Consider the following 26,633-nt stretch of genomic DNA (forward strand, 5'->3'; position numbering starts at 1 on the left):
TGACGACGGGATATTAACCGTTATCGACGACCACGGTACTCTTACGCAATATCGGACAATCCGTTAATCCGATGATACCGCTATCGGTATGAACATATTGCGCGGTGGCGGTTCCTCGCGCGGTAAGATACTTGCATTGCAACCCCAGCCCGGCGGCATTCTCCTGGCTGCCTATCAGCACACCATACCCACTGAGTAATAATCCAATCCATACAAGCGCAAACAACACGATAGCGCGAATAATCAAACGCATTATGACCTCTTTTCTTCTATAAGTTAGACTGAGCTTAGCGCTTACGCTCATTGATACAAGTAAATGATTCTTAAAAAATCGCTAATGTCTTCTGTAGTTAGTCCTGGTTTAAGATACGCATGATAATTTGGTGGCATAAGATGTTGATGCGGAGAGTGGAGTGAAAAAGTTTCGATGGATAATTCTGGTGGTGGTAGTGCTTGTGTGCCTGCTGCTATGGGCCCAGGTGTTCAACATCATGTGTGACCAGGATGTACAATTTTTCAGCGGAATTTGCGCCATCAATAAATTTATCCCCTGGTGAGATCATTTTTTCATCCGTTGATTTCCTTCCTGTGGCGCGGTGGTAAAATGGCGCGTCTACATTGAGGTGGTGAAATGAACGAAGTAGTGAATTCCGGCGTGCTTAATTTTGCGTCGTTGATTGTATCGGTGGGGGTTCTGGTTGTTGGGCTGGTGCTGTGGTTCTTTATCAACCGTGCGAGCTCGCGAACCAATGAGCAGATTGAGCTGCTTGAAGCGTTGTTAGACCAGCAGAAGCGACAAAATGCATTATTGCGTCGTCTCTGTGAAGCGAACGAGCCGGAAAAAGTGGCAGAGGCATCGCCTAAGGCCAATGATCCGCAAGAGGATGAGGACATCATCCGTCTGGTCGCAGAACGTTAATCCTCGTGTAACAGGAAGCGAATGGGCTGGCGTCTCGCCAGTCTTTCCTTCCTGGTTTGTTATCCTGCACGCTATTAGTGCAGTCGCATGCCGCTTCGCTATATCCGTTCCTTCTTGTGCCAGTGCGCCGGTTATTGCCTGCACACACTTAATTATATTTTTCCATACGTTAATAATGTGATCATCTCCGTTTTGTGAGAATGATCGGTTTTATAATAAGCGAAACGTTTCTTTCCCTATTTTTGTGCATTGTCATCATTCTTTCATTAAATGAGTGCATAAGAACAGTAGATATCAAGATGGAGCGAAATGAGGCGTTATTATGATACCGGGTCATTTTGCGTTGAAACAAATTATGCATAACAAAGCAGAATTTGTGATAACCGTGGGTCGCCACGTTTCGACATCGCAATGATCTGGAAGTCGCGAAGTTATTGAGCTATGGTTGAAAAGTCCCCGCTGCGCGGCGGGTCTGACAAGGGCTCAGCAAGCGCATGGGAATATATCGGCTTGAGGATTGACGCATAACTGTGCAGTTACTCTGTGTCGACTGGCGAGATTTGTGCGACCGATCGAGACACGTTTAAAAATGGCTTGCCATAATTAACGTTGTATGTGATAACACGTTTTGGGTTAAACGAGGTACAGTTCTGTTTATGTGTGGCATTTTCAGTAAAGAAGTCCTGAGTAAACACGTTGTCGTTGAATACCGCTTCTCTGCCGAACCTTATATTAGTGCCTCAAGCAGTAATGTCTCAGTTTTATCTATGTTATGCCTGCGGGCGAAGAAAACACTCTAAGGAATTTTGCAAATGGCAAAGATTAAAGGTCAAGTTAAGTGGTTCAACGAGTCTAAAGGTTTTGGCTTTATTACTCCGGCTGATGGCAGCAAAGACGTGTTCGTACACTTCTCCGCTATCCAGGGTAATGGCTTCAAAACTCTGGCTGAAGGCCAGAACGTTGAGTTCGAAATTCAGGACGGCCAGAAAGGTCCGGCTGCTGTTAACGTAACAGCTATCTGATCGACACCACTGATTTGAAGCGCATCTGCGCATCAACCTCAGATTTAAAGCCTCGCTGATGCGGGGCTTTTTCATTCATCTTCCTTCAAAGTATGTCTGAATACCTCCTCCGTTAGCGTTTTGTTGCAAAGCCGTGATGTTATTAGCATAGTTTTCACCGCTTTCCCGCCGTTATTTCCGTTAAATCAGTCACCTGAATATCATGTTTGCCGGAGAACAGGTGAAAAAGAAAAGTGAGGGAACGGCGCGAAGTTTCACACCGCTACGTTTTGCGCTGCTTTGTATCGCCATATTGCTGAGTCTGGGACTGCTGCTGGGGCGCGTTGCCTGGTTGCAGATTGTTGAACCCGACCGTCTGGTCAGGCAAGAAGACATGCGCTCATTGCGCGAAGTCACCACGGCATCGCCGCGTGGAATGATCACCGATCGGCAAGGGCGGCCGCTGGCGGTCAGCGTACCGGTGAATGCGGTCTGGGCTGACCCCCAAACGTTATTGAGCAAAGGCGGCGTTGGCGACAACGAACGCTGGCAGGCGCTGGCCAACACGCTGCATCTTTCACTCACGAACCTGGCGGCGCGCGTTAACCACGATCCGTCAGCACGGTTTATCTATCTTGCGCGTCAGGTCTCTCCTCAACAGGCGAAGTGGATCGATAAGCTGAACCTGCCCGGGATCAATTTGCGCGAAGAGTCCCGGCGCTTTTACCCGGCAGGACATGTCGCGGCGAATCTGATTGGTTTCACCAATATTGACGGGCAGGGCATTGAAGGGGTTGAGAAAAGCTTTAACGCACAGTTAATGGGGAAGCCGGGTTCCCGCCTGGTCCGGAAAGATAAATTCGGTCACGTGATTGAAAACATCACGGAAGTTAATCCTGTGCCGGCGCATGAACTACAACTCAGCATTGATGAGCGCCTGCAGACAGTCACCGAGGATGCACTGGACAATGCGGTTAGCTGGAACAAAGCGGAATCAGGCGCTGCCGTGCTGGTGAACATTGCCACCGGTGAGATCCTGGCGATGGCCAGTTTCCCCGATTTTAACCCGAACAACCGTGATGGGGCGGTGCTTGATGATTTTCGTAATCGTGCGATTAGCGATACCTTCGAGCCGGGCTCGACGGTGAAACCGCTGGTCATTATGACGGCGCTTGAGCAGGGGATTGTCCAGCCTGACAGCGTGATCGACACTCATCCGTTTTATCTTGACGGGCATCGGATCCGCGATGTGGGCTTTTATCCGGAACTGACGCTGACCGGCATTTTGCAAAAATCGAGTGACACCGGGGTTTCGCATCTCTCGTTAGCGATGCCGATCCAGCGAGTCGTCGATACCTACCGCCACTTTGGCTTTGGTCAACCCACAGGGCTGGGACTCACCGGTGAGCGTCAGGGGCTGATGCCGCAACGCCGTTACTGGAGCGATCTGGATCGCGCGACTTTTGCCTTTGGCTACGGCCTGATGGTGACGCCGCTGCAACTGGCGCACGTCTATGCCACGATTGGCAGTTTTGGCCTGTACCGACCGCTCTCTATTACGCGCATCGATCCGCCTGTCATCGGCAAGCGCGTAATGTCGGAAGCGCTGGTCAGGCAAGTGGAGCATATGATGGAAAGTGTCGCCCTGCCGGGGGGCGGCGGGACGAAGGCGGCGGTCCGGGATTATCGCGTGGCGGTTAAAACCGGGACGGCGAAGAAGATCGGTGATGACGGTAAATACGTTGATAAATATGTGGCTTACACCGCAGGAGTGGCGCCGGCAAGCAACCCGAAGTTTGCGCTGGTAGTGGTGATCAACGATCCGCAGAACGGGGCCTATTACGGTGGCGCGGTGTCGGCACCGGTTTTCAGCCAGATTATGGGCGATGTGCTACGACTGGAAAACGTCAAACCGGATGGGATGCCTGCCGACTCCAGTCATCTGTTGGTGATGCAGCGCAATGCGCTGACACTCTCCACGCGCTAAGTGATTCTCCCGGGGCGTAAATCGCGTTACACTTGCGCCCTGAATTTACCTGCCGGAGTTGTTATGTCGTTTTCCTGCCCACTTTGTCACCAGCCCCTTGCGCACGTTAATAACAGTTTTATCTGTCCGCAGCGGCATCAGTTTGATGTGGCAAAAGAGGGGTACGTTAACCTGTTGCCAGTACAGCATAAGCGCTCACGCGATCCGGGCGACAGCGCGGAGATGATACAGGCACGCCGTGCATTTCTTGATGCCGGACATTATCAACCCCTGCGTGACGCCATTGTTGAGCAGCTTTCCGCGCGCCTCGACGCGTCGGCGACCTTGATTCTTGATATCGGCTGTGGGGAAGGGTATTACACTCATGCCTTTGCTGATGCGTTGCCGACGGCGACCACCTATGGACTGGACGTGGCAAAAGTGGCCATTAAAGCGGCGGCCAGACGCTATCCGCAGGTGACATTCTGCGTCGCCTCGAGTCATCGGTTGCCGTTTGCTGATGCAAGCCAGGACGCCATTGTGCGGATTTACGCGCCGTGTAAAGCGCAAGAGCTGGCGCGCGTGGTCAAGTCGCAGGGTTGGGTGATCACGGCAACGCCGGGACCGCGCCATTTAATGGAGCTGAAAGGGCTGATTTACGATGAGGTTCGGCTCCATGCGCCGCATACTGAGCAACTGGAAGGGTTCACCCTGCTGGAGGATATTACGCTGGCGTATCCGATGCGCCTGAGCGGAAAGGAAGCGGTGGCGCTATTGCAGATGACGCCTTTTGCCTGGCGGGCCAAACCGGAGGTCTGGGAACGCCTGGCAAACACAGAAGTGTTTGACTGCCAGACGGATTTTCGTCTTCACCTCTGGCAGCGTGCGGATTAACCGTGAAAGTGCGTCCAGAGGATCTGGACGCCGATACCGATCAGTACCACCCCACCCAGAATTTCAGCCCGTTTGCCAAGCAGCGGGCCAATGAAGCGACCGACCATCATTCCCAGTGTGGACATGATCAGCGTGGCGCAGCCGATAGCCAGGGCGGTAGCGATAATGTTGACCTGCAGGAACGCCAGCCCCACGCCGACAGCCATGGCATCGAGGCTGGTGGCGACAGCGGTGGTGACCAGTAACCAGAAACCGTGACGGCGCAGCGGTTCATCATCTTCATCATCCGCGCCGCGAAATCCCTCAATAATCATCCGTCCGCCCAGAAAGACCAACAGGATGAAAGCAATCCAGTGATTCCACTCCAGCACGAATTTGCTGGCTAACATACCGAGCGCCCAGCCGATCAGCGGCGTCAATGTTTCCACTGCGCCGAAAATTAAACCGGTACGCAGGGCTTCAGAGAATTTGGGTTTATGCAGGGTAGCACCTTTGCCAATTGATGCGGCAAAAGCATCCATCGACATGCCAAAAGCGAGAATAATAGTGGCGGTGATATTCATGACAGCGTCCTGACCGGGGTTTCCATAAAACACACCACTGCCCCCAGTAAACATGCACACCTGAACTCGGGGTTCATACAGTATGCATAGCAGTTGATGTGCCTATGGTCTCGCCTGACTGAAAGAGATTTCAGTCCGTACGTGCCACGTTTTGCAACGAGTATGTTGACACGTACATTTCCGGAGTCTGGAAATCGGCTACTCCCCAAATGACGGCGCAACCTTATCATATTTTGAGAATATAAAACAACAACGGAGAAATATTATTTGACTTCTAATTGAAAACGATTTTCATTTAGATTTATTGGTAGATGGAACGTTAAAATAAATAACATTTACGCTGTCAGATTATAGCCTTAGCTATGTTTTTAACTGCAATTAAATTGCGAAAAACAAAGCCCAGGCTATATCTCTAATTTACTGATAAGAAACGAGAAGTTTATATATCTTTTCCAGATCGTCGATATTCTGTACACGAATAAGCAGACGCCGTTGTTCTAATTGCATCACCAGAACACCATCTTCCGATAAATTCATCTCTTTAATGCGGTTATATTCTATCCATACGTTGGCGAAGAAAAAACCACCCTGTTTGAAGAGGATTTTCGGGACCCGGATCCAGAAAATATAAAACCCCATTAACGCCAGAGCGCATAATAACCAGGTGGTCATGACAGCCCCATGGCTGGTGACATTGTTGTAGATAAGAATCGCGATGAGGCCAATGAAGATGACGCTGTCCACGCGGCTTCGGCGCAGCAGGGGAATGGCAAGCAGAGTCGGGCCATTGCGGCGTGGCATGATGAACTGATCGTAAATGGCGTAAGCCAGTAACGCGGCAATAAAGAAAACCAGCACCAGGTCCGTGATAGTCATTGATCCTTGTTCCTCCAGATAAAAAAACGGGGCCTTATAGGCCCCGGGAGAGTGATGACAAACTTCATCCCGATACCGGGCAAGCAGAGATCACCTAATTAAAAACCAGGAAAATCAATTTATTGATTTTCGGCTGATAACCACAATGAAGGAAAAACCACGTTTTTTCCTTCATTGTCAGCAGTATGACGGGGCCTTATAGGCCCCGGTAGTGTACTACAGTCTTACAGGCCCAACAGGCCGACCGCATAACCCGCGATACCGATGACAAAGAAGCCAACGATAATCCACAGCGGGTTCACTTTCTTACGCAACAGCCACATACAGGCGAAGGTCAGCAGCAGCGGAACCAGACCCGGCATCAACTGGTCGAGAATGGTCTGTACGGTGGTAACACGGGTCTGCCCATCCTGCCCGGTGATGGTTGAGACCACCAGCGGGATGTTCACGTGCGTCCACTTGTTAACCAATGCCCCCATAACAAACAGGCCGAGGATTGACGCCCCCTCAGTCAGTTTCTGCAGGAAGCCGCCGCCCATATCCTTAACGATATCGACACCTTTGCGGTAACCGTAAGCGACGCCGTAGTAACGGGTCAGCAGACGGACTGCGTTGAACAGAATGAAGAACAGCAATGGGCCGAGCAGGCTACCGCTCATCGCGATACCCGCACCTAACGCGGCGAATACCGGACGCACCGTACCCCAGAAAATCGGGTCGCCCACGCCTGCCAGCGGACCCATCAGGCCGACTTTGATACCGTTGATGGCACCATCGTCAATCTCTGCGCCGTTAGCACGCTGTTCTTCCATCGCCAGCGTTACGCCGAGAACCGGTGCCGCAACGTACGGATGGGTGTTAAAAAATTCCAGGTGACGCTTGATGGCTTGCTTACGCGCATCGTTGTTCTCTGGATACAGGCGACGAATAGCCGGTACCATGGAGAAACAGAAACCCAGCGCCTGCATACGTTCGAAGTTCCATGAACCCTGAAACAGGTTAGAACGAATGAACACGCCACGAATGTCACTCTGTGTGAGTTTTTTCTCAGTGGTAGTTTTAGTCATATCAACCATTTCGCTCACCTGCTAGTCCAGTTCGTTATCGAGGGAGTTGTCACCAGCAGCCTGCGCTGGTGCACCCGCCACGCGGTTATATTTCGGGCTCAGTTGGATGTAGAGGATGGCCATTACCGCACCAATCACACCCAGAGCAACCAGGTTGAAGTTAGTAAATGCCGCAGTCACGAAGCCGAGGTAGAAGAACGGCATCAGATAGCCTGCACGCATCATGTTGATAACCATCGCGTAACCGACCACAACGATCATGCCGCCGGCGATGTTCAGACCGCCAGTCACCACTTCCGGAATGGCATTCAGCATGCCCTGAACTTCGCTGGTGCCTACGGAAATTGCAACGATAACCGCCGGGATAGCGATACGCATTGCCTGCAGGAACAGGGAAGAGACATGCAGCCAGGAGAGCGCCGTCAGGTTACCGTTTTCCGCCGCTTTATCCGCCGCGTGCTGGAATGCCACAGTGATAGTACGAACGATGATAGTCAGAACCTGGCCTGCTGCAGCCAGCGGAATCGCCAGCGCGATACCGGCACCGATGCTTTGGTGACCGGCAATAACCAGAACGGTAGAAATAATGGACGCCAGTGCGGCATCAGGTGCAACGGCAGCACCGATGTTCATCCAGCCCAGGGCGATCATTTCCAGGGTACCACCGATGATAATACCGGTTTTCATATCCCCGAGAACGGCGCCAATCAGTGTACAGGCCACCAGTGGGCGGTGGAACTGAAATTCATCGAGTACCGACTCCATACCCGCGATACATGCGACGATGAACACCAGCACAATCTGAAGAGTGGTAATCTCCATTGTACTTCTCCTATTGCTATAACAGCCTTAAGTGTGAAAGCTCATTCAATGCCAGGGGTTACTTGCCCACTTTGGCAATCAAATCCATCATTTTCAGTTTCTGATCGGTTGACACTTTACGCGCCTCAAGCTCAATACCGCGGGCATTAAGTTTGTTAAAGGCGTCGATGTCTTTCTCATCGACAGAGATGGCGTTGTTGACCTGCGTTTTACCCTGACGGAAAGCCATACCGCCAATGTTCACGGAGGTGATTTTTACGCCGCCTTCGACAATGCGTTCAACATCGGTCGGATTGGTGAACAGCAGCATCACACGTTCGCCAGCGTATTTCGGGTTGTTGTAAACGCGAATCATCTTGGCAACATCCACCACGTGAGCGGTCACGCCAGGAGGCGCCACCTGCGTCAACAGCGTTTTACGCACAGTGTCTGCAGCCACTTCATCGCTGACCACGATAATGCGGGTCACGTTGGTTTCTTTGGTCCAGCGGGTAGCCACCTGACCGTGGATTAAACGGTCATCAATACGGGCAAGACCGATTTGCATATAATCGTTCGGTCCCATCGGTTTTGCCGGAGCCGCGGCTTTGGGGGCCGCTGCGACGGGGGCAGGGGCGGCTTTTTCCACCGGTTTCGCTTTCAGCGCTTTCACACCTTCGCGACCAGTTTCAACAGCCAGCGCGACCAGTTCGTCGAAGCTTGGGTTGTCGTCACGCGCCATCAGCGTTTCGACCAGCATAGGGATGTTCACCCCGGCGATCACTTCATACTGTTCTTTGTCGACGACAATGCGGCTGGCAGCGTTGAACGGACTGCCTCCCCATGTATCGACGAGAAACAGCACGCCGTTACGGGTATCGAGTTTTGCCAACTGAGCGTTGTACTTTTCAATCAGCGTTTCGGCATTCTCGCCGGGCACGAAATCGATCCAGCCGACGTTTTCCTGCTCGCCTAACAGCATTTCTGCTGTCTTGAGTAACTGCTCTGCAGCCCAACCATGTGTGCCTATAACAATAGCAATGGTCACTTGCTACCTCCTTTATTATCGTTAACACATCAACGTGAGAGATGTATTTGAATCGCCGTCCGCAACAGAATCGATTCAGATAAGGGTTACAATGAAAAACATATGATGTTCGCGAATTATTTTAGATACCGAAAAAAATATTTTATGTGATGAAGATCCGTAATTTAGTTTTCGCCAATGAGAAATTTCGTAGAGTAAAATATCTCTGTTACAACTCTTTGCAAAGGAAGGTAAATCTTTGCCAAAAACACGTTGCCTCTGTTATGTTTACGTTCTGTTTAACTAACCAGGAGTATAGGGCACTAGCCCGCTGTATGGATCGTCACCGACGTCATTTCACCTTCAGGCCGCATCGCGCCTGCCAGTCTGGCATGTCTTGCCACACGTTTTGTCTGCACTGTGTTTTATCGCCTGTTAACCATTCCTTAAGCAGGAGCTTGTCATGGAATTCTTAATGGACCCCTCGATTTGGGCGGGTTTGCTCACGCTTGTCGTCCTGGAAATTGTCCTGGGCATCGATAACCTGGTTTTTATTGCGATTCTTGCGGATAAGCTGCCGCCGAAGCAGCGTGACAAAGCACGTCTGATTGGTTTATCCCTGGCGCTCGTGATGCGTCTGGCCTTGCTGTCCATTATTTCGTGGATGGTCACCCTGACCCAACCGCTGTTCACCGTCATGGATTTCACCTTCTCCGGTCGTGATCTGATCATGCTGCTGGGGGTATCTTCCTGTTGTTTAAAGCCACGACGGAACTTCATGAACGGCTGGAAAACCGTGAACACGACTCCGGGCATGGTAAAGGGTATGCCAGCTTCTGGGTGGTTGTGACGCAGATCGTTATCCTGGATGCGGTATTCTCGCTGGATGCGGTGATTACGGCTGTCGGTATGGTGAACCATCTGCCTGTGATGATGGCGGCGGTTGTGATCGCGATGGCGGTGATGCTGCTGGCGTCCAAGCCGCTGACGCGTTTCGTCAACCAACATCCGACGGTGGTGGTGCTTTGTCTGAGCTTCCTGCTGATGATTGGTCTGAGTCTGGTCGCCGAAGGCTTTGGTTTCCATATTCCGAAAGGCTACCTGTACGCCGCGATTGGCTTCTCGATCATTATCGAAGTGTTTAACCAGATTGCGCGTCGCAACTTTATTCGCCATCAGTCAACGTTGCCGCTGCGTGCGCGTACGGCTGACGCGATCCTGCGTCTGATGGGTGGCAAACGTCAGGCGGCGGTGGCGCATGAATCCGACAGCCAGGCTGCCGTTCCGATCCCGGAAGGGGCATTTGCGGAAGAAGAACGCTATATGATTAACGGCGTGCTGACGCTGGCACAGCGCTCGCTGCGCGGGATCATGACTCCGCGTGGTGAAATCAGTTGGGTGGACGCCAATCTGAGCGTTGATGAGATCCGCGAGCAGTTGCTCTCCTCGCCGCACAGCCTGTTCCCGGTGTGTCGTGGCGAACTGGATGAGATCATCGGTATCGTACGGGCGAAAGAGCTGCTGGTGGCGCTGGAAGAGGGCGTCGACGTCGCGGCTATCGCGTCAGCTTCACCGGCTATTGTGGTACCGGAAACGCTGGATCCTATCAACCTGTTGGGGGTCCTGCGTCGTGCACGCGGTAGTTTTGTTATCGTCACCAACGAGTTTGGCGTGGTGCAGGGGCTGGTTACGCCGCTGGATGTCCTTGAAGCCATTGCCGGTGAGTTCCCGGATGCTGATGAAACGCCGGAAATTACCGTTGACGGCGAAGGCTGGTTAGTCAAAGGCGGCACCGATCTGCATGCCCTGCAACAGGCGCTGGCGGTGGATAACCTGGTTGATGAAGACGAAGACATCGCCACGGTCGCGGGACTGGTGATTGCGGCTAATGGTCACATTCCCCGTACGGGCGATGTGATCGAGGTTCCTCCGCTGAGCATTACCATTGTCGACGCTAATGACTACCGCGTGGATCTGGTGCGAATTGTTAAAGAACAACCTGCGCAAGAAGAAGAGGAGTAATCTTCTCTAACGCAGGGGTATCACGGGCGCGATGCGTCCGTTATGCCTGGGTGGCGGCGGGTGACTGCCCGCCAGCCACTGCGGAAAATCGCGCAGCGGCATCGGCTTTGCAAATAAAAATCCCTGCAGTAAATCCACACCGTGGCGGCGCAGATGCTGCGCCTGCTCCTGCGTTTCAACCCCCTCCGCGACCAGTTCGATATGCAGACGCTGCCCAAGGGCGATGATGATGTCGGTCACCGTTGAATTGACCGCATCAGTACCAATCGCATTGGTAAAGGACTTATCAATTTTCAGAATGTCAGGGCGCAACTTTTCCAGCCATGACAGCGAACTGTTGCCGGTTCCAAAATCATCGATCGCCAGCTTGATGTTTTGCCGTTGCAACTCGTGAACGATTCGATAATCAACATCCTGCAGCGCATCCCGCTCGGTAAGTTCAATCACCAGTTGTTGAATGGGCTGCTGACTGAACCAGTACTGATCGAGATCTTTCAGCAATTCCCCCTGCTGAAAATGGCTGGCGGCGACATTAATGCCAATATGAAACTGGCTGCTCATGGGGAAAAAATGACGTTGCCGAATGGTTTCTGCTAACACATAACGCGTCAGCGGCGCGATCTGGTGATGCTCTTCAGCAATCGGGATAAATACGTCCGGTGAAATCCACCCCTGGCGAGGATTATTCCAGCGCAGCAGGATCTCCACCCCCATGCACTGTCCGGTCCGCGCGTTCAGCAGCGGCTGGCAAAAAAGCTCAAATTCGCGCTGTGCCAGTGCGAGGTTAATCTCCCAGGAAAAACTCATTCGGTTGGCGGTGGCCAGCCACGCCAGGTAGCCCACCAGCAGACTGAGCAGCAATGCCAGCGGCAGCTGCGCGGGCAGGGCTTTGAGCGCCAGCGCCTCTGCCGCAGGCCCGGTCACGCTAATGGTAAAAGGATAGTGCTGTGAGGCGAGTTGATAGCGTTGTTCATCGTTGAGCGCGGGCAGGTTCTGCACTACGCCATTCCCGTAAATCAAATGTCGGTTGCCAACGGTCAGACTGGCTCCGGTTATCAGCGGCTTACGCGGCTCCAGGAGCAGCGTGGCAAGCAGGTCGATGTTAACGATTTCCATCACGCCGTCCTGGCCGTCAGGCGAGGACGGGTACCACTGGATGAGAATCGGGCTGCCTTTAATGAGCAGCGGATCGGTGGACAACAGCAGTTGCGCATGTGCGGTGGGGAGGTCAGGTTGAAGCTGATGAATCGGGATACTGCGATAGCCAAAGACGCTGGAACAGTAGAGTACGCCGCGCTGGACCAGAGCAATTGCGCGTACCGTTTGCAGTCTGGCAGCCTGTTTGCGCAGCGGGAGATGCGTAACGGAGCAGGGAAGGCCAATCAGTGGTAACAGGATATCGCGGCCATTCTGTAACGGCCGCAGCACTTCATCGAGCGTGGCGACCGCCCTGGAGGCAAAGGTAACGGTGTGGTGGTGATTTAAATTCCGCTGTGAAATAAATCGGACGCTCAGGGTCAGGATGAGCGTAATGAGCGCACAAAGTACGCACAGGATAAAACGTTTGCGACGATATTTTTTTATGATCCGTTGTGCTGTCTGCATGCGGGCCGCCTGATAACCGTCAGCCACAAAAGCCAACCGTAACAGAGCAAGTGTAGTGGGGAAACGGCGAGCAGACGAGAAAGGGGGCAAAATTTCGCCCATCCGTTGCAGATGGGCGAGGAAAAAGTATTAGTGTTGCTTGTTGAGGTGTTTAGTCACACTGAACTTTGATCGCCAGGCCGCCGCGTGAGGTTTCGCGGTATTTGGCGTTCATATCCTTACCGGTTTCGTACATCGTTTCGATGACTTTATCCAGTGAGACGCGCGGTGCGCTGGTACGACGCATCGCCATCCGTGCGGCGTTGATCGCTTTCACAGAGGCAATCGCATTACGTTCAATGCATGGTACCTGCACCTGACCAGCAACCGGGTCGCAGGTCAGTCCCAGGTTATGCTCCATGCCAATTTCAGCGGCGACGCACACCTGTTCCGGGCTCGCGCCCAGCAGTTCCGCAAGACCGGCCGCCGCCATTGAACAGGCCACACCCACTTCGCCCTGACAGCCGACTTCCGCTCCTGAAATCGAGGCATTCATCTTATACAACGCGCCGATGGCGCCTGCCGCCAGGAAGTAGCGGGTATAAATATCCGGGCTGACGGACTCAATAAAGTGATCGTAGTAGGCCAGAACGGCTGGCACGATACCGCACGCGCCGTTGGTTGGCGCGGTGACCACCCGACCGCCTGCCGCGTTCTCTTCGTTGACCGCGAGGGCGAACATGTTCACCCAGTCGATCACATTCATCGGGTCGTTAGAGAGCTTATCGCTGGAAACCAGCATCCGACGCAGCGCAGAGGCGCGACGCGGAACGCGCAGTGGGCCCGGCAACACGCCTTCGGTATTCATACCGCGATCGATACAGGCCTGCATCGTCTGCCAGACGTGACCGAAGTACTCTTCAATCTCTTTTTTGTCGTGCAAGGCCAGTTCATTCTGCATCGCCAGTCCGGAAAGGGACAGGCCGGTGCTGTTGCAGTATTCCAGCAGCTCGGTTGCGGATTTGAACGGATAAGGAACGCTCACCTCATTTGCCGCATCCTGACCGAAGTGCTCTTCATCGACGATAAAACCGCCGCCGATGGAGTAGTAGGTTTTGCTGTAAACGACGGCATCGCCGTTATACGCATGGATCTGCATGCCGTTTTCGTGCAGCGGCAGGTTGCCGTTATGAAAACGCATGCCGTCGTTTTGGGGGAAATCCACTTCGTGCTGACCGTGTGCCAGCAGCAGGCGACCGCGCGTCTCTACGTCGCGGATGAAGCCTGGGATACTATCAATATCCACGGTGGCTGGCTCATTGCCTGCCAGACCCATAATAATGGCGATATCGGTGTGGTGACCTTTACCCGTGAGCGACAGTGAACCATACACGTCGACGGCAACACGAGTAACGCTATCCAGTAATCCTTTTTCGACCAGGTCATCGACGAACTGTTTACCCGCCTTCATAGGCCCTACAGTATGGGAAGATGAGGGACCAATCCCCACCTTAAACATGTCGAATAGACTAATCACGATAATACTCCTGACAGGGTGACTGGAAACTTCCAGAAACGATGTAATAACTGCGCATAGTGTAAGAGGGAACGCCGGGATCGGCTTAACTATTCACATGAATTAAACTAATGAGTAACCGCGTTTTTACTAATGTTGTGACGGGAGTTTCAGGTTGTGTCTTCTGCGCGTAAAGATAAGTATAGTCAGGGCTTCACACCAATTTGTAGCGCCAGTTCACGAATAATTCCGGCGGTCATGCCCCAGACGAAATAATGCTCATACCAGGAAAGCCATACGCGATGCGAATCACCGCGACGCCAGACATCCAGCGGGTGATAGCGGCCTAACTGCAATGCCTGCGCCAGCGGCATTTCAAAGACAGCGGAAACCTCGTCTTCGCTGGCGCGGTAAGGCAGATTGGGCGGAATAATGCCAACCACCGGCGTGACCTGGAAGCCGGTCACGCTGTCAACCGGCGGCAGAACGCCGATCACGTCAACAGCTTCTGGCGGGATCGCCACTTCTTCTTCGGCTTCACGCAACGCGGCGGCGATCAGCGAGGCGTCGGTGCTGTCAACCGCGCCGCCGGGGAAAGCCACCTGCCCGGCGTGTTTGCGTAAATGCACTGAGCGCTGGGTCAACAGCAGCCCTGGCTGGGGGCGGCGAACCACGGGAATGAGCACGGCGGCCTGGCGCAGGTTCAGCGACTCGCGATTAATCTGTGGGCGCAAAAGTTGGAAGCGCGATAAAAAATCATCCAGCGTCAGGCTCTTGTTCTCCACGTCTCAGTTCTCCAGTTGTTGCAGGATACGATTCACTTTATCAAAGGTTTCCTGATATTCCGCCTGCTCCTCGCTATCGGCGACAATACCGCCGCCAGCGGAACAGTACAGTTGACCGTCCACGGCGGTCAGGGTGCGGATAGTAATGCTGGTATCCATATTGCCGCAGACGCTCAGGTAACCGATGCTGCCGCACCAGGCGTTACGGCGATGAGGCTCCAGTTCATCAATAATTTCCATCGCGCGCACTTTCGGTGCCCCGGTAATTGAGCCGCCAGGAAACGCGGCGCGGAGCAGGTCGCTGGCATGCCGCGTGGGAGGTAACCGCGCGGTCACGGTGCTGACCAGATGATGCACCGCCGGGAAGGGCTCGACCACGAACAGCTCCGGCACTTTCACCGAGCCCGGTACCGCCACGCGACCAATGTCGTTGCGCATCAGATCGACAATCATTAAATTTTCCGCCCGATCCTTCGCAGAGTTCGCCAGTTTCTGCGCCTGCTCCCGGTCTGCCTCTTCTTGCGGCAATCGCGGCAAGGTGCCTTTAATGGGACGGGTCTGAATGTCGCCGTCAGCCAGAAGAATGAACCGTTCTGGCGACAGGCTCAGAATGACACCGTCATCCAGGCGTAAAAACGCGCTGAACGGGGCGCGGTTCGCCTGATTGAGCCGCTCGAAGGCCAGCCACTCATCGCCCTGATAAGACGCCTGAAAACGCTGGGCCAGATTGACCTGATAGCAGTCGCCGCTGTGCAGATACGCCTGTACCTGGCGGAATTTCTCGCCATATTGCTCACGCGTCATATTCGAGCGCCAGCCGGCGGTTAACCTGAATGGCACACGCGCAGGGGGCTGCTGACTTTCCAGCCAGGCGAGCCTGGCCCGGGCGTCCGTGTGGCTGAGCAGGCTCACGGTCTGGCGCTGGTGGTCGACAATCAGCGCCCAGTCGTAGAGGCCTATCGCCATGTCCGCCAGCGCGATATCCTGCCGGGCATGGCTGGGCAAGGATTCGAAGCGGCGTCCCAGATCGTAGCCAAATAACCCCAGTGCGCCACCCTGAAACGGTAAATCGGCGTTCACAGGCGGCTGGAGATTCAGCGCGGTCAGCGCGCTTTGTAGCACGGCCAGCGGATCGTCATGAGTAAGACGACAGCCCTGCGCATCGCAAATCTGCGTGGTTTCACCGTGCGTTTTCACGGTGCAAAGCGGGTCGGCGACCACGATGTCAAAGCGGCTATGCGGGTGATCCGCGTGACCGGAATGCAGCAGCATCGCCCATGGCTGATGGCTTATTGGCGCGAAATACTGTTCGGCGGCGTCCTGACGCCAGGGGAGCGTGATAATAGCGGGAGATAACGTCTTCATTGATCCTGACTGTACTGGCTATGTTCCGGGTTGCATGAAATAATTAGCGCAGACAATTTAGCAGGAGTTAACGATGTTTGCAGGTTTACCTTCACTCAGTCACGAGCAGCAACAGAAAGCGGTTGAGCGTATTCAGGAACTGATGTCACAGGGAATGAGCAGCGGTCAGGCGATTACGCTGGTAGCTGAAGAGCTGCGCGCCACCCATACCGGCGAGCGGATTGTGGCGCGTTTTGAAGACGAAGACGAGTAGCCCCGGCTTACACCGCGGCGACGATTTTAATCTCAACTTTGTATTTCGGGTTCATTAATCCAGCCTGAACCGTGCAGCGTACCGGTGCGTGACCGGCCACAACCCAGGCGTCCCAGGCTTTGTTCATCGCCGCGAAATCATGCTTATCGGCAAGGAAAATGGTGGCATCAAGAATGCGTGACTTGTTGCTGCCTTGCTGTTCCAGCGCGGCGTCAATCTGTGCCAGTGTGTTGGCGGTCTGCTCGAAGGCATCGGCATCAAGGTTTGCCGGTACGCCAGTGTAGTAGAGCGTATTGTTGTGGATCACCACGTCAGACCAACGATCTTCGGCATCGATACGGATGATAGTCATAAAGCCTTCCTCTTTTACGTTCTGCATAAAATGGCAAGACTGCCATATTGTCAGGGCGGCGTCACCTCTTCAACTGGCGTAAGCCGCTGCGGCCTGACATAATCCCTGTTCAAATCAACAGGGGGTAGTGTGACGGACGATTTTGCACCAGAAGGTCAACTGGCTAAAGCGATACCGGGTTTCAAACCGCGCGAGCCACAGCGGCAGATGGCGATGGCCGTCGCTCAGTCCATCCAAAAATCACAGCCTCTGGTGGTAGAAGCCGGAACGGGGACGGGGAAAACCTACGCCTATCTGGCACCGGCGCTGCGCGCAAAAAAGAAAGTGATTATCTCGACCGGTTCGAAGGCATTGCAGGATCAGCTCTACAGCCGCGATCTCCCGACGGTCGCTAACGCGCTGAAGTACACCGGAAGGCTGGCTCTGTTGAAAGGACGTTCAAACTATTTATGCCTGGAGCGCCTCGAACAACAGGCGCTGGCAGGCGGCGATCTGCCCGTTCAGACCTTAAGCGATGTGATCCTGCTGCGCTCGTGGTCGAATCAGACCGAAGATGGCGACATCAGTACCTGTGTCAGCGTAGCCGAGGATTCTCAGGCCTGGCCGCTGGTCACCAGCACCAACGACAACTGCCTCGGCAGCGACTGCCCGTTGTATAAAGACTGCTTTGTGGTGAAAGCGCGTAAAAAGGCGATGGACGCGGACGTGGTGGTGGTGAACCATCACCTGTTTCTGGCCGATATGGTGGTCAAAGAGAGCGGTTTCGGTGAGTTGATCCCGGAGGCGGAGGTGATGATTTTCGATGAAGCACATCAGCTACCGGACATCGCCAGCCAGTATTTTGGTCAGTCGCTCTCCAGTCGTCAGCTGATGGATCTGGCGAAGGACATCACCATTGCCTATCGTACCGAGCTGAAAGACACCCAGCAGTTACAGAAATGCGCCGACCGTCTGGCGCAAAGCGCGCAGGATTTCCGCTTGCAACTGGGTGAGCCGGGATATCGCGGCAACCTGCGTGAACTGCTGGCCGACCAGCGGGTGCAGCGCGCGTTTTTACTGCTCGATGATACGCTGGAACTGTGTTACGACGTGGCGAAATTGTCCCTCGGACGTTCGGCGTTGCTTGATGCCGCGTTTGAGCGCGCTACGCTGTATCGCGCACGTCTCAAACGGTTGAAAGAGATCAACCAGCCCGGTTATAGCTACTGGTACGAATGTACCTCGCGCAATTTCACCCTCGCGCTGACCCCGTTGACGGTGGCGGACAAGTTCAAAGAGGTGATGGCGCAGAAGCCAGGAAGCTGGATTTTCACCTCTGCAACGCTGTCGGTAAACGACGACCTGCATCACTTTACGGCGCGTCTGGGGATTGAAGAGGCGGAATCAATGCTGTTGCCGAGTCCGTTTGATTACACTCGCCAGGCCCTGCTCTGCGTGCCGCGCAATCTGCCTCAAACCAATCAGCCGGGCGCGGCGCGACAGCTGGCGGCAATGTTAAGACCGATCATCGAAGCGAACAACGGGCGCTGCTTTATGCTCTGTACCTCGCATGCGATGATGCGCGATCTGGCGGAGCAGTTCCGCGCTACCATGACGCTTCCGGTGCTGTTGCAGGGGGAAACCAGCAAAGGCCAACTGCTGCAACAGTTCGTCAGCGCGGGCAACGCCTTGCTGGTGGCGACCAGCAGTTTCTGGGAAGGGGTGGACGTGCGCGGCGATACGCTGTCGTTGGTGATCATCGACAAACTGCCGTTTACGTCGCCGGACGATCCGCTGCTGAAGGCGCGAATGGAAGACTGCCGTTTACGTGGCGGCGATCCGTTTGATGAGGTGCAACTGCCCGACGCGGTGATTACGCTGAAACAGGGCGTCGGCCGCTTGATCCGTGATGCCGATGACCGTGGTGTGTTGGTGATTTGTGACAACCGACTGGTGATGCGACCTTACGGCGCGACGTTTCTTGCCAGCCTGCCGCCGGCGCCGCGCACCCGGGATATCGCCCGTGCCGTGCGATTCCTCGCAATACCATCCTCCGAGTAATTTGTTACGGAGTATGGTAAGATGCGGGCCATTTTATTGATCTAAGCACGAAGACTCATGCGAATTCTGGCTATCGATACCGCCACAGAAGCCTGTTCTGTGGCGCTGTGGAACGACGGTACTCACTCTGCTCATTTTGAGCTTTGCCCACGAGAACATACTCAACGCATCCTGCCGATGGTGCAGGATATCCTTGCCGCTAACGGCACCTCTCTGACTGAACTCAATGCGTTGGCCTACGGGCGCGGGCCGGGCAGTTTCACCGGTGTGCGCATCGGGATTGGCATTGCCCAGGGGCTGGCGTTAGGTGCCGACCTGCCGATGATCGGCGTCTCCACGCTGGCGACGATGGCACAGGGCGCATGGCGTAAAACCGGCGCGACTCGTGTCCTGGCGGCCATTGATGCGCGAATGGGCGAGGTATACTGGGCCGAGTATCAGCGTGATGAAAAGGGCGTCTGGCACGGTGAAGAAACCGAAGCCGTGTTGAAACCTGAGCAGGTAACCGAGCGCTTACAACAGCTTTCCGGCGAATGGGTGACCGTCGGGACGGGCTGGCCTGCCTGGCCTGAACTTGGCAAAGAGAGCGGACTGGCGCTGCGCGACGGTGACGTCCTGCTGCCCGCGGCGGAAGATATGCTGCCGATCGCCTGCCAGATGTTGGCTGACGGCAAAACCGTGGCGGTCGAGCACGCTGAACCGGTTTATTTACGTAACAACGTGGCCTGGAAGAAACTTCCCGGAAAAGAATGAATCTCAGTAGTATGACCAGTAAAACGCCGGGTCAGTGCGCTGAGAAAAGGAGTCGCAGTATGGCGGTTCAAAAACAAGTTGTAAAAGGCCTGCTCGCGGGGGCCATCGCGCTCATGCTGAGCGGGTGCGTTACGGTTCCGGATGCGATCAAGGGCTCCAGTCCCACGCCGCAGGACGATCTCGTGCGGGTGATGAATGCCCCGCAGTTGTACGTGGGTCAGGAAGCGCGCTTTGGCGGCAAAGTGGTGGATATTCAAAACCAGCAGGGGAAAACCCGTCTGGAAATTGCGACCGTTTCACTCGATAGCGGGGCGCGCCCCATTCTGGGCGAACCATCCCGCGGGCGGATTTACGCTAATGTGAATGGTTTCCTCGATCCGGTTGATTTCCGGGGGCAACTGGTGACCGTCGTTGGGCCGATTACGGGTACCGTCGAAGGCAAAGTGGGTAGCACGCCGTACAAATTCATGACCATGGACGTGACGGGCTACAAACGCTGGCGGCTTGCCCAGCAGGTGGTGATGCCACCACAACCGATCGACCCGTGGTTCTACGGCGGGAGAGGCTGGCCATATGGCTATGGCGGTTGGGGATGGTATAACCCAGGTCCTGCACAGGTTCAAACGATTGTCACAGAGTAACGCGTTGTATTATCAGTAAAAGAAACAGCGGCTGGTCCGCTGTTTCTGTTTTATTAACGTCATAACAAAAATAAATAGTGACGCGCTTCGCAACCTTTCAGTTGAGTGATTAATAAACTGGTACGCTGAGTTAATATTATGTTAACGACTTGTTTATTATCTGGGGTTGAGATGACGACGAACGCTCATTTTAGAGGTGATGCAGTGAAGAAGGTTTGGTTAAACCGTTATCCCGCAGATGTGCCTGCGGAGATCAATCCTGACCGTTATCAATCCCTGGTGGAACTGTTTGAACATGCTGTCGCGCGTTATGCCGATCAGCCCGCGTTTATGAACATGGGGGAGGTGATGACCTTCCGCAAGCTGGAGGAGCGCAGCCGCGCCTTCTCAGCTTACCTGCAACAGGGACTGGGGCTGCAAAAGGGCGATCGCGTCGCGCTGATGATGCCGAATCTGCTGCAATATCCGGTGGCGCTGTTTGGCATTTTGCGTGCCGGGATGATCGTAGTGAACGTCAACCCGCTTTATACCCCGCGTGAACTGGAGCATCAGTTAAACGACAGCGGGGCGGCGGCGATTGTGATTGTCTCCAACTTCGCCCATACCCTGGAAAAAGTGGTTGATAAAACCAGCGTTAAGCACGTTATTCTGACCCGTATGGGCGACCAGCTCTCCACGGCCAAAGGTACGCTGGTGAACTTCGTGGTGAAGTACATCAAACGACTGGTGCCGAAATATCATCTGCCGGATGCGATCTCTTTTCGCAGCGCGCTGCATGCTGGTTACCGTATGCAGTATGTTAAACCGAAAGTGGTTTCTGCGGATCTGGCGTTTTTACAGTACACCGGCGGAACGACCGGGGTGGCGAAAGGGGCGATGCTGACGCACCGCAATATGCTGGCCAACCTGGAGCAGGTGAAGGCCACTTATGGGCCGCTTTTGCATCCGGGTAAAGAACTGGTGGTGACTGCGCTGCCGCTGTACCACATTTTTGCCCTGACCATGAACTGCCTGCTGTTTATCGAGCTGGGCGGGCAGAACCTGCTGATCACCAACCCGCGCGACATTCCGGGGCTGGTAAAAGAGCTGGCGAAGTATCCGTTTACCGCCATGACCGGCGTGAACACCTTGTTTAACGCCTTGCTGAACAATAAAGAGTTCCAGCAGCTGGATTTCTCTTCGTTGCATCTTTCTGCGGGCGGCGGCATGCCAGTACAACAGGCGGTGGCTGAACGATGGGTGAAGCTGACCGGACAGTATCTGCTCGAAGGGTATGGCCTGACCGAATGCGCGCCGCTGGTCAGCGTTAACCCGCACGATATTGATTACCACAGCGGTAGCATCGGCCTGCCGGTGCCATCAACCGAAGCCAAACTGGTGGACGATGACGACAACGAAGTGTCGCCGGATCAGCCGGGTGAACTGTGCGTGAAAGGGCCGCAGGTAATGCTGGGCTACTGGCAGCGTCCTGATGCGACGGATGAGATCATCAAAGACGGCTGGCTGCACACCGGTGATATCGCAATCATGGACGATGAAGGCTTCCTGCGCATTGTCGATCGCAAGAAAGATATGATTCTGGTCTCCGGCTTTAACGTTTATCCGAATGAGATCGAAGATGTGGTGATGCAGCATCCGGGCGTGCTGGAAGTGGCTGCCGTCGGCGTTCCGTCCGGCAGCAGCGGCGAAGCGGTGAAGATTTTTGTGGTGAAAAAAGAGGCTTCGCTCACCGAGGAGGCGCTGGTCACTTTCTGCCGCCGTCAGCTCACGGGCTATAAAGTCCCGAAACTGGTTGAATTCCGCGATGAACTGCCGAAATCAAACGTCGGCAAAATTTTACGTCGAGAATTACGTGACGAAGCCCGTGCCAAAGTGGACAATAAGGGCTGAGCGTTAAGCAACACGTCAAACGCCGGGTGAATCCGGCGTGAGAGTGATCGCAAACCTTATGCCGATACCGGACAAGCAGAGATCACCTCATTAAAAACCAGGAAAATCAATTTATTGATTTTCGGCTGATAACCACAAAGAAGGAAAAACCACGTTTTTTCCCTCTTTGTCAGCAATCTGACGCCGGGTGAATCCGGCGTTTTTTTTGGCGTAAACCGAAGAGAATGCAATTTGAATTACCAAATGATCACCACTGACGACGCGCTGGCGACCCTGTGCGAAGCGGTCCGTGCGTTTCCTGCGATTGCCCTGGATACCGAATTTGTTCGTACCCGTACCTATTATCCGCAACTGGGCCTGATCCAGCTGTTTGACGGCGAACATGTCGCACTGATCGATCCGCATGGCATTAGCGACTGGTCGCCGCTGAAAGCGATTCTGCGCGATACCGCCATCACCAAGTTTTTGCACGCGGGTAGTGAAGATCTGGAAGTCTTTCTGAATGCGTTTGGCGAACTGCCGCAGCCGCTGATTGACACACAAATCCTGGCGGCATTTTGCGGCCGTCCACTGTCGTGGGGTTTTGCATCGATGGTGGAAGAGTACACCGGCGTGGCGCTGGATAAGAGCGAGTCGCGTACCGACTGGCTGGCGCGCCCGCTGACTGAGCGCCAGTGCGAATACGCGGCAGCAGACGTCTGGTATCTGTTACCGATTGCCGGGAAGCTGATGGCGGAAACCGAGGCGGCGGGTTGGTTGCCTGCCGCGCTGGATGAGTGTCGTCTGATGCAAACCCGTCGTCAGGAGATCCTGGCGCCTGAAGACGCCTGGCGTGACATCACCAACGCCTGGCAGCTACGGACGCGCCAACTGGCCTGTCTGCAACTGCTTGCCGACTGGCGTCTGCGTAAAGCGCGTGAGCGCGATCTGGCCGTTAACTTCGTGGTTCGCGAAGAGCACCTGTGGTCCGTGGCGCGCTATATGCCCGGCAGCATGGGCGAACTCGACAGCCTGGGGCTTTCTGGCAGTGAAATTCGCTTCCACGGCAAGACGCTGCTCTCGCTGGTTGCCAAAGCGCAGGCGTTGCCGGAAGAGGCGCTGCCGGAACCGCTGCTGAATCTGATGGATATGCCGGGCTATCGCAAAGCGTTTAAGGCGATTAAGGCGCTGGTGACGGAAGTGAGTACGGAACATCACGTCAGCGCAGAGCTGCTGGCGTCACGTCGTCAGATTAACCAGTTGCTCAACTGGCACTGGAAGTTAAAGCCGCAGAGCACGGAGCCCGAATTGATTTCCGGCTGGCGAGCGGCGTTGATGGCGACGAAGCTCAACGCGCTACTGCAGGAATACCCGCAGTAAGCGGCGGTTGCCGGATGTCATCAGCGGCATCCGGCACGATCGCCTTACGAATCTAACGCGTCACAAATGGCCTCACCGACCTGCTGGGTCGATGCGCTGCCTTTCAGATCCGGCGTTTTAGGGCCAGTGGCAATCACCTGCTCAATCGCGGCCAGAATCCCGTCATGCGCGGCGGTGTACTTCGCCTCTCCTGCACCGAGGAAATCGAGCATCATTGCCCCTGCCCAGATGGTCGCAATTGGATTGGCGATATTCTTGCCGTAAATATCCGGTGCGGAACCATGTACCGGTTCGAACAACGACGGGAAGGTTCGCTCAGGGTTCAGGTTAGCCGAGGGGGCAATGCCGATGGTACCGGTACATGCCGGGCCGAGATCGGAAAGAATATCGCCAAACAGATTCGAGGCGACCACCACATCGAAGCGCTCCGGCTGCATCACAAAACGGGCGCAAAGAATATCAATGTGCTGCTTGTCCCAGCGGATATCGGGATAGTGCTGCGCCATAGCCTCTACGCGTGTATCCCAGAATGGCATACTGATTGCCAGACCATTGGATTTGGTCGCCGACGTCAGCGTCTTACGCGGGCGGCTTTGGGCTAATTCAAACGCATAGCGCAGAATACGATCCACGCCCCGACGGGTGAAAACGGACTCCTGGATGACCACCTCATGCTCAGTGCCCGGGTTAATATGTCCGCCCAGCGAAGAGTATTCCCCTTCAGTGTTTTCACGTACGACGTAGAAATCAATGTCGCCCGGCTTCTTACCGGCCAGCGGGCAGGGCACGCCGGGGAAGAGGCGGACCGGGCGCAGATTCACATACTGATCGAATTCCCGACGGAATTTCAGCAGCGACCCCCACAGGGAAATATGGTCCGGAACCGTCTCCGGCCAGCCGACGGCGCCAAAGTAAATGGCGTCAAAGGAGGATAACTGTTCGCGCCAGTCATCCGGCATCATTTTCCCGTGTTCAAGGTAATAATCGCAGCTGGCCCATTCGAACGTCTCAACGCTGAGCGACAGATCCCAACGTCTGGCGGCAGCCTGTAAAACGCGAATGCCTTCTGGCAGCACTTCCTTACCGATGCCATCACCGGGAATGGCGGCAATACGACAGGTTTTTTTCATACCGGTTCTCACTTGTAGGGTAGCAAAATTGACTTCCTCCTTATCCTATAATTGACTGATCCACAGTTAATCTCTCCAACTGGTGAAACATAAAACACAGATCATGAATAATCCTCCTCTGCTGACTGATTTACGCGTCTTTATTCTGGTCGCCCGTCGGGCGGGATTCGCTGCCGTCGCCCAGGAGCTGGGCGTTTCACCGGCGTATGTCAGTAAACGCATTGCGCTGCTTGAGCAGAACCTGAATGTGGTTTTGCTGCACCGCACCACACGCCGGGTCACCATTACGGAAGAGGGAGAGCGCATCTATGAGTGGGCACAGCGTATTCTGCATGATGTCGATCAGATGATGGATGAACTCTCTGATGTCCGACAGGTTCCGCAAGGGATGCTGAGAATCATCAGTAGCTTTGGTTTTGGCCGACAGGTGGTGGCACCTGCGCTGTCCGCCCTGGCAAGACAATATCCGCAACTGGAGTTGCGCTTTGATGTGGAAGACCGGCTGGTGGATTTGGCCAATGAGGGTGTCGATCTCGATATCCGTATTGGCGATGACATTGCACCAAATTTGATCGCCCGCAAGCTGGGTACGAACTACCGAATCCTTTGTGCATCGCCGTCGTTCCTGGCACAGCACGGTACGCCAAAACAGCTTGCCGATCTCGCTACCTGTTCTTGCCTGGTGATCAAAGAGCGCGATCATCCCTTCGGGATCTGGCAATTGCAGAATAAAGAGGGGGAGCACGCCATTAAGGTGACCGGGCCGCTGTCATCGAATCATGGTGAGATTGTGCATCAATGGTGCCTGGACGGACAGGGGATTGCGCTGCGCTCCTGGTGGGATGTTTGCGATAACATCGCCAGCGGTCATCTGGTGCATGTCCTGCCGGAGTATTACCAACCGGCCAATATCTGGGCGGTGTATGTTTCACGGCTGGCGACATCGGCCAAAGTGCGTATTACGGTGGAATTCTTACGCCACTATTTTGCCGAGCGCTATCCGACGTTCTCACTAAAATAATGAGGCGGGTATAAGCGCTTCCCTTGGACTGGTGCATCCGTTAGCATATTGTTTCGCAGTTAAGCGAAAAAGTGGTTTCAGGAAGAAGAGGTTAACGTGTTTGCAGAGTATGGCGTACTGAATTATTGGACTTATCTGGTCGGGGCTATTTTTATTGTTCTGGTTCCGGGACCGAACACGATATTTGTGCTGAAAAACAGCGTCGGACGTGGAATGAAGGGCGGTTACCTTGCGGCAAGCGGCGTATTTATTGGTGACGCGGTGCTCATGTTTCTGGCGTATGCCGGGGTGGCGACGCTGATTAAAACGACACCAGTGCTGTTTAATATCGTCCGCTATCTCGGTGCCTTTTACCTGCTGTATCTGGGCGCAAAAATCCTCTATGCCACGCTTAAAGCAAAAAGCGGTGAGATGGCTGAAGACGCGGTCCCCTTTGGCGCTATTTTTAAACGTGCGCTGGTATTGAGCCTGACGAACCCAAAAGCCATTCTGTTTTATGTCTCCTTCTTTGTGCAGTTTATTGATGTGAATGCGCCGCACGCGGGACTGTCATTCTTCATTTTAGCGATCACGCTTGAAGTGGTGAGCTTCTGCTACCTGAGCTTCCTGATTATCTCGGGCGCCTTTGTCACGCAGTATATTCGTACTAAAAAGAAACTGGCGAAGGTCGGGAATTCGCTGATCGGCCTGATTTTTGTCGGTTTCGCCGCGCGACTGGCGACCCTACAGTCGTAAGCCAGGAGGCCCGCCTGGCAGCGGGCTTTTTATGGGGAAAACCACCATAAAACAGCGTGTCATTGGCGGTTCA

The 26,633-nt window shown here is 54.3% G+C and carries 27 protein-coding genes and 1 pseudogene; 16 read left to right on the forward strand and 12 right to left on the reverse strand.

What is annotated here, in order from left to right; all coding sequences use genetic code 11:
- Positions 1–13: 13 nt before the first annotated feature.
- Positions 14–253 carry a YobH family protein gene (locus tag WM46_RS04900; protein WP_043001907.1) on the reverse strand — a complete coding sequence of 80 codons (240 nt, stop codon included), beginning with the start codon at positions 251–253 and terminating at the stop codon, positions 14–16.
- A 160-nt stretch (positions 254–413) separates the two neighbouring features.
- On the opposite strand from WM46_RS04900, the gene mgrB reads away from it, so the two are divergent.
- The 6 genes from mgrB to rlmA all read left to right on the forward strand — a co-directional run bounded on the left by mgrB (position 414) and on the right by rlmA (position 4,780).
- Complete coding sequence (gene mgrB, locus WM46_RS04905; protein ID WP_042318479.1) at positions 414–557, forward strand: PhoP/PhoQ regulator MgrB; 144 nt, start codon at positions 414–416, stop codon at positions 555–557.
- Between the two features lie 74 nt (positions 558–631).
- The gene (locus tag WM46_RS04910; protein ID WP_061077793.1) at positions 632–919 is read left to right on the forward strand and encodes a YebO family protein; all 288 of its coding nucleotides are present in this window, start codon (positions 632–634) and stop codon (positions 917–919) included.
- A 656-nt stretch (positions 920–1,575) separates the two neighbouring features.
- Positions 1,576–1,719 (forward strand): DUF2627 domain-containing protein, encoded by a 144-nt coding sequence (locus WM46_RS04915; RefSeq protein ID WP_043000402.1) that lies wholly within the window; start codon positions 1,576–1,578, stop codon positions 1,717–1,719.
- A 12-nt stretch (positions 1,720–1,731) separates the two neighbouring features.
- Positions 1,732–1,941: a transcription antiterminator/RNA stability regulator CspE gene (gene cspE, locus WM46_RS04920; RefSeq protein WP_001062678.1), complete on the forward strand. Its 210-nt coding sequence runs from the start codon at positions 1,732–1,734 to the stop codon at positions 1,939–1,941.
- A 220-nt stretch (positions 1,942–2,161) separates the two neighbouring features.
- Positions 2,162–3,907 carry a peptidoglycan glycosyltransferase FtsI gene (gene ftsI / locus WM46_RS04925; RefSeq protein WP_102601603.1) on the forward strand — a complete coding sequence of 582 codons (1,746 nt, stop codon included), beginning with the start codon at positions 2,162–2,164 and terminating at the stop codon, positions 3,905–3,907.
- Positions 3,908–3,970: 63 nt separating this feature from the next.
- The gene (rlmA, locus tag WM46_RS04930; RefSeq protein WP_102601604.1) at positions 3,971–4,780 is read left to right on the forward strand and encodes a 23S rRNA (guanine(745)-N(1))-methyltransferase; all 810 of its coding nucleotides are present in this window, start codon (positions 3,971–3,973) and stop codon (positions 4,778–4,780) included.
- Here rlmA and mntP read toward each other — a convergent pair.
- From mntP to manX, 5 genes are all read right to left on the reverse strand, one after another.
- Complete coding sequence (mntP, locus tag WM46_RS04935; protein WP_187394445.1) at positions 4,777–5,343, reverse strand: manganese efflux pump MntP; 567 nt, start codon at positions 5,341–5,343, stop codon at positions 4,777–4,779. The two genes, rlmA and mntP, sit on opposite strands and share 4 nt — an antisense overlap.
- A gap of 417 nt (positions 5,344–5,760) precedes the next feature.
- Complete coding sequence (locus WM46_RS04945; protein ID WP_102601606.1) at positions 5,761–6,219, reverse strand: DUF986 family protein; 459 nt, start codon at positions 6,217–6,219, stop codon at positions 5,761–5,763.
- A 224-nt stretch (positions 6,220–6,443) separates the two neighbouring features.
- The gene (locus WM46_RS04950; protein ID WP_042318485.1) at positions 6,444–7,295 is read right to left on the reverse strand and encodes a PTS mannose transporter subunit IID; all 852 of its coding nucleotides are present in this window, start codon (positions 7,293–7,295) and stop codon (positions 6,444–6,446) included.
- A gap of 12 nt (positions 7,296–7,307) precedes the next feature.
- A complete protein-coding gene (locus WM46_RS04955) occupies positions 7,308–8,108 on the reverse strand; it encodes a PTS mannose/fructose/sorbose transporter subunit IIC (protein WP_042318487.1) in 801 nt (266 codons plus the stop codon).
- Between the two features lie 58 nt (positions 8,109–8,166).
- Complete coding sequence (gene manX / locus WM46_RS04960; protein ID WP_102601607.1) at positions 8,167–9,135, reverse strand: PTS mannose transporter subunit IIAB; 969 nt, start codon at positions 9,133–9,135, stop codon at positions 8,167–8,169.
- Between the two features lie 371 nt (positions 9,136–9,506).
- Here manX and WM46_RS26810 point away from each other — a divergent pair, with 371 nt between their 5' ends.
- Positions 9,507–9,590, forward strand: a complete 84-nt coding sequence (locus WM46_RS26810) for a hypothetical protein (protein WP_404979085.1) — start codon at positions 9,507–9,509, stop codon at positions 9,588–9,590.
- Positions 9,578–11,136: pseudogene (gene yoaE, locus WM46_RS04970) on the forward strand (CNNM family cation transport protein YoaE). Before WM46_RS26810 ends, yoaE begins: the two are co-directional and overlap by 13 nt.
- Before the next feature lie 6 nt (positions 11,137–11,142).
- On the opposite strand, the gene WM46_RS04975 reads toward yoaE, so the two are convergent.
- The 4 genes from WM46_RS04975 to pabB all read right to left on the reverse strand — a co-directional run bounded on the left by WM46_RS04975 (position 11,143) and on the right by pabB (position 16,386).
- Positions 11,143–12,741: an EAL domain-containing protein gene (locus tag WM46_RS04975; protein ID WP_187394446.1), complete on the reverse strand. Its 1,599-nt coding sequence runs from the start codon at positions 12,739–12,741 to the stop codon at positions 11,143–11,145.
- Between the two features lie 151 nt (positions 12,742–12,892).
- Positions 12,893–14,257, reverse strand: a complete 1,365-nt coding sequence (gene sdaA, locus WM46_RS04980; RefSeq protein WP_061077785.1) for an L-serine ammonia-lyase — start codon at positions 14,255–14,257, stop codon at positions 12,893–12,895.
- A gap of 185 nt (positions 14,258–14,442) precedes the next feature.
- On the reverse strand, positions 14,443–15,021 hold the full coding sequence (locus tag WM46_RS04985) for a CoA pyrophosphatase (protein WP_102601610.1): 579 nt from the start codon (positions 15,019–15,021) through the stop codon (positions 14,443–14,445).
- A 3-nt stretch (positions 15,022–15,024) separates the two neighbouring features.
- Positions 15,025–16,386: an aminodeoxychorismate synthase component 1 gene (gene pabB, locus WM46_RS04990; RefSeq protein WP_102601611.1), complete on the reverse strand. Its 1,362-nt coding sequence runs from the start codon at positions 16,384–16,386 to the stop codon at positions 15,025–15,027.
- Between the two features lie 73 nt (positions 16,387–16,459).
- Here pabB and WM46_RS04995 point away from each other — a divergent pair, with 73 nt between their 5' ends.
- The gene (locus tag WM46_RS04995) at positions 16,460–16,639 is read left to right on the forward strand and encodes a YoaH family protein (RefSeq protein ID WP_061077782.1); all 180 of its coding nucleotides are present in this window, start codon (positions 16,460–16,462) and stop codon (positions 16,637–16,639) included.
- A gap of 7 nt (positions 16,640–16,646) precedes the next feature.
- On the opposite strand, the gene WM46_RS05000 is transcribed toward WM46_RS04995, so the two are convergent.
- Positions 16,647–16,991: a RidA family protein gene (locus tag WM46_RS05000; RefSeq protein WP_043000414.1), complete on the reverse strand. Its 345-nt coding sequence runs from the start codon at positions 16,989–16,991 to the stop codon at positions 16,647–16,649.
- Between the two features lie 129 nt (positions 16,992–17,120).
- Between WM46_RS05000 and WM46_RS05005 the strand changes: the two genes are divergently transcribed.
- From WM46_RS05005 to rnd, 5 genes are all read left to right on the forward strand, one after another.
- Positions 17,121–19,031: an ATP-dependent DNA helicase gene (locus WM46_RS05005; protein WP_061077781.1), complete on the forward strand. Its 1,911-nt coding sequence runs from the start codon at positions 17,121–17,123 to the stop codon at positions 19,029–19,031.
- Positions 19,032–19,088: 57 nt separating this feature from the next.
- Positions 19,089–19,784, forward strand: a complete 696-nt coding sequence (gene tsaB / locus WM46_RS05010) for a tRNA (adenosine(37)-N6)-threonylcarbamoyltransferase complex dimerization subunit type 1 TsaB (RefSeq protein WP_044257648.1) — start codon at positions 19,089–19,091, stop codon at positions 19,782–19,784.
- 59 nt (positions 19,785–19,843) lie between these two features.
- Entirely contained in the window at positions 19,844–20,425 is a 582-nt protein-coding gene (locus tag WM46_RS05015; RefSeq protein WP_061077779.1) for a Slp family lipoprotein, read from the forward strand.
- A 204-nt stretch (positions 20,426–20,629) separates the two neighbouring features.
- Positions 20,630–22,315: a long-chain-fatty-acid--CoA ligase FadD gene (fadD, locus tag WM46_RS05020; protein WP_187394447.1), complete on the forward strand. Its 1,686-nt coding sequence runs from the start codon at positions 20,630–20,632 to the stop codon at positions 22,313–22,315.
- A 231-nt stretch (positions 22,316–22,546) separates the two neighbouring features.
- A complete protein-coding gene (rnd, locus tag WM46_RS05025; protein ID WP_081093705.1) occupies positions 22,547–23,674 on the forward strand; it encodes a ribonuclease D in 1,128 nt (375 codons plus the stop codon).
- 44 nt (positions 23,675–23,718) lie between these two features.
- On the opposite strand, the gene WM46_RS05030 is transcribed toward rnd, so the two are convergent.
- A complete protein-coding gene (locus WM46_RS05030; protein WP_102601613.1) occupies positions 23,719–24,804 on the reverse strand; it encodes a tartrate dehydrogenase in 1,086 nt (361 codons plus the stop codon).
- Positions 24,805–24,907: 103 nt separating this feature from the next.
- On the opposite strand from WM46_RS05030, the gene WM46_RS05035 reads away from it, so the two are divergent.
- Together WM46_RS05035 and leuE are read left to right on the forward strand one after the other, a co-directional pair.
- On the forward strand, positions 24,908–25,825 hold the full coding sequence (locus tag WM46_RS05035; protein WP_102601614.1) for a LysR family transcriptional regulator: 918 nt from the start codon (positions 24,908–24,910) through the stop codon (positions 25,823–25,825).
- A gap of 96 nt (positions 25,826–25,921) precedes the next feature.
- A complete protein-coding gene (leuE, locus tag WM46_RS05040) occupies positions 25,922–26,560 on the forward strand; it encodes a leucine efflux protein LeuE (RefSeq protein WP_102601615.1) in 639 nt (212 codons plus the stop codon).
- Positions 26,561–26,633 lie beyond the last annotated feature (73 nt).

Source organism: Citrobacter freundii complex sp. CFNIH2 (assembly GCF_002880615.1).
In the GTDB taxonomy this organism is placed as follows: Bacteria; Pseudomonadota; Gammaproteobacteria; order Enterobacterales; family Enterobacteriaceae; genus Citrobacter_A; species Citrobacter_A amalonaticus_F.

Coding starts and splice junctions, on each gene's coding strand:
- WM46_RS04900 (WP_043001907.1), bottom strand. CDS start 253: ATGCGTTTGATTATTCGCGCTATCGTGTTGTTTGCGCTTGTATGGATT.
- WM46_RS04910 (WP_061077793.1), top strand. CDS start 632: ATGAACGAAGTAGTGAATTCCGGCGTGCTTAATTTTGCGTCGTTGATT.
- WM46_RS04915 (WP_043000402.1), top strand. CDS start 1,576: ATGTGTGGCATTTTCAGTAAAGAAGTCCTGAGTAAACACGTTGTCGTT.
- cspE (WP_001062678.1), top strand. CDS start 1,732: ATGGCAAAGATTAAAGGTCAAGTTAAGTGGTTCAACGAGTCTAAAGGT.
- rlmA (WP_102601604.1), top strand. CDS start 3,971: ATGTCGTTTTCCTGCCCACTTTGTCACCAGCCCCTTGCGCACGTTAAT.
- mntP (WP_187394445.1), bottom strand. CDS start 5,343: ATGAATATCACCGCCACTATTATTCTCGCTTTTGGCATGTCGATGGAT.
- WM46_RS04945 (WP_102601606.1), bottom strand. CDS start 6,219: ATGACTATCACGGACCTGGTGCTGGTTTTCTTTATTGCCGCGTTACTG.
- WM46_RS04950 (WP_042318485.1), bottom strand. CDS start 7,295: ATGGTTGATATGACTAAAACTACCACTGAGAAAAAACTCACACAGAGT.
- WM46_RS04955 (WP_042318487.1), bottom strand. CDS start 8,108: ATGGAGATTACCACTCTTCAGATTGTGCTGGTGTTCATCGTCGCATGT.
- WM46_RS26810 (WP_404979085.1), top strand. CDS start 9,507: ATGTCTTGCCACACGTTTTGTCTGCACTGTGTTTTATCGCCTGTTAAC.
- WM46_RS04975 (WP_187394446.1), bottom strand. CDS start 12,741: ATGCAGACAGCACAACGGATCATAAAAAAATATCGTCGCAAACGTTTT.
- pabB (WP_102601611.1), bottom strand. CDS start 16,386: ATGAAGACGTTATCTCCCGCTATTATCACGCTCCCCTGGCGTCAGGAC.
- WM46_RS04995 (WP_061077782.1), top strand. CDS start 16,460: ATGTTTGCAGGTTTACCTTCACTCAGTCACGAGCAGCAACAGAAAGCG.
- WM46_RS05000 (WP_043000414.1), bottom strand. CDS start 16,991: ATGACTATCATCCGTATCGATGCCGAAGATCGTTGGTCTGACGTGGTG.
- tsaB (WP_044257648.1), top strand. CDS start 19,089: ATGCGAATTCTGGCTATCGATACCGCCACAGAAGCCTGTTCTGTGGCG.
- WM46_RS05015 (WP_061077779.1), top strand. CDS start 19,844: ATGGCGGTTCAAAAACAAGTTGTAAAAGGCCTGCTCGCGGGGGCCATC.
- WM46_RS05030 (WP_102601613.1), bottom strand. CDS start 24,804: ATGAAAAAAACCTGTCGTATTGCCGCCATTCCCGGTGATGGCATCGGT.
- WM46_RS05035 (WP_102601614.1), top strand. CDS start 24,908: ATGAATAATCCTCCTCTGCTGACTGATTTACGCGTCTTTATTCTGGTC.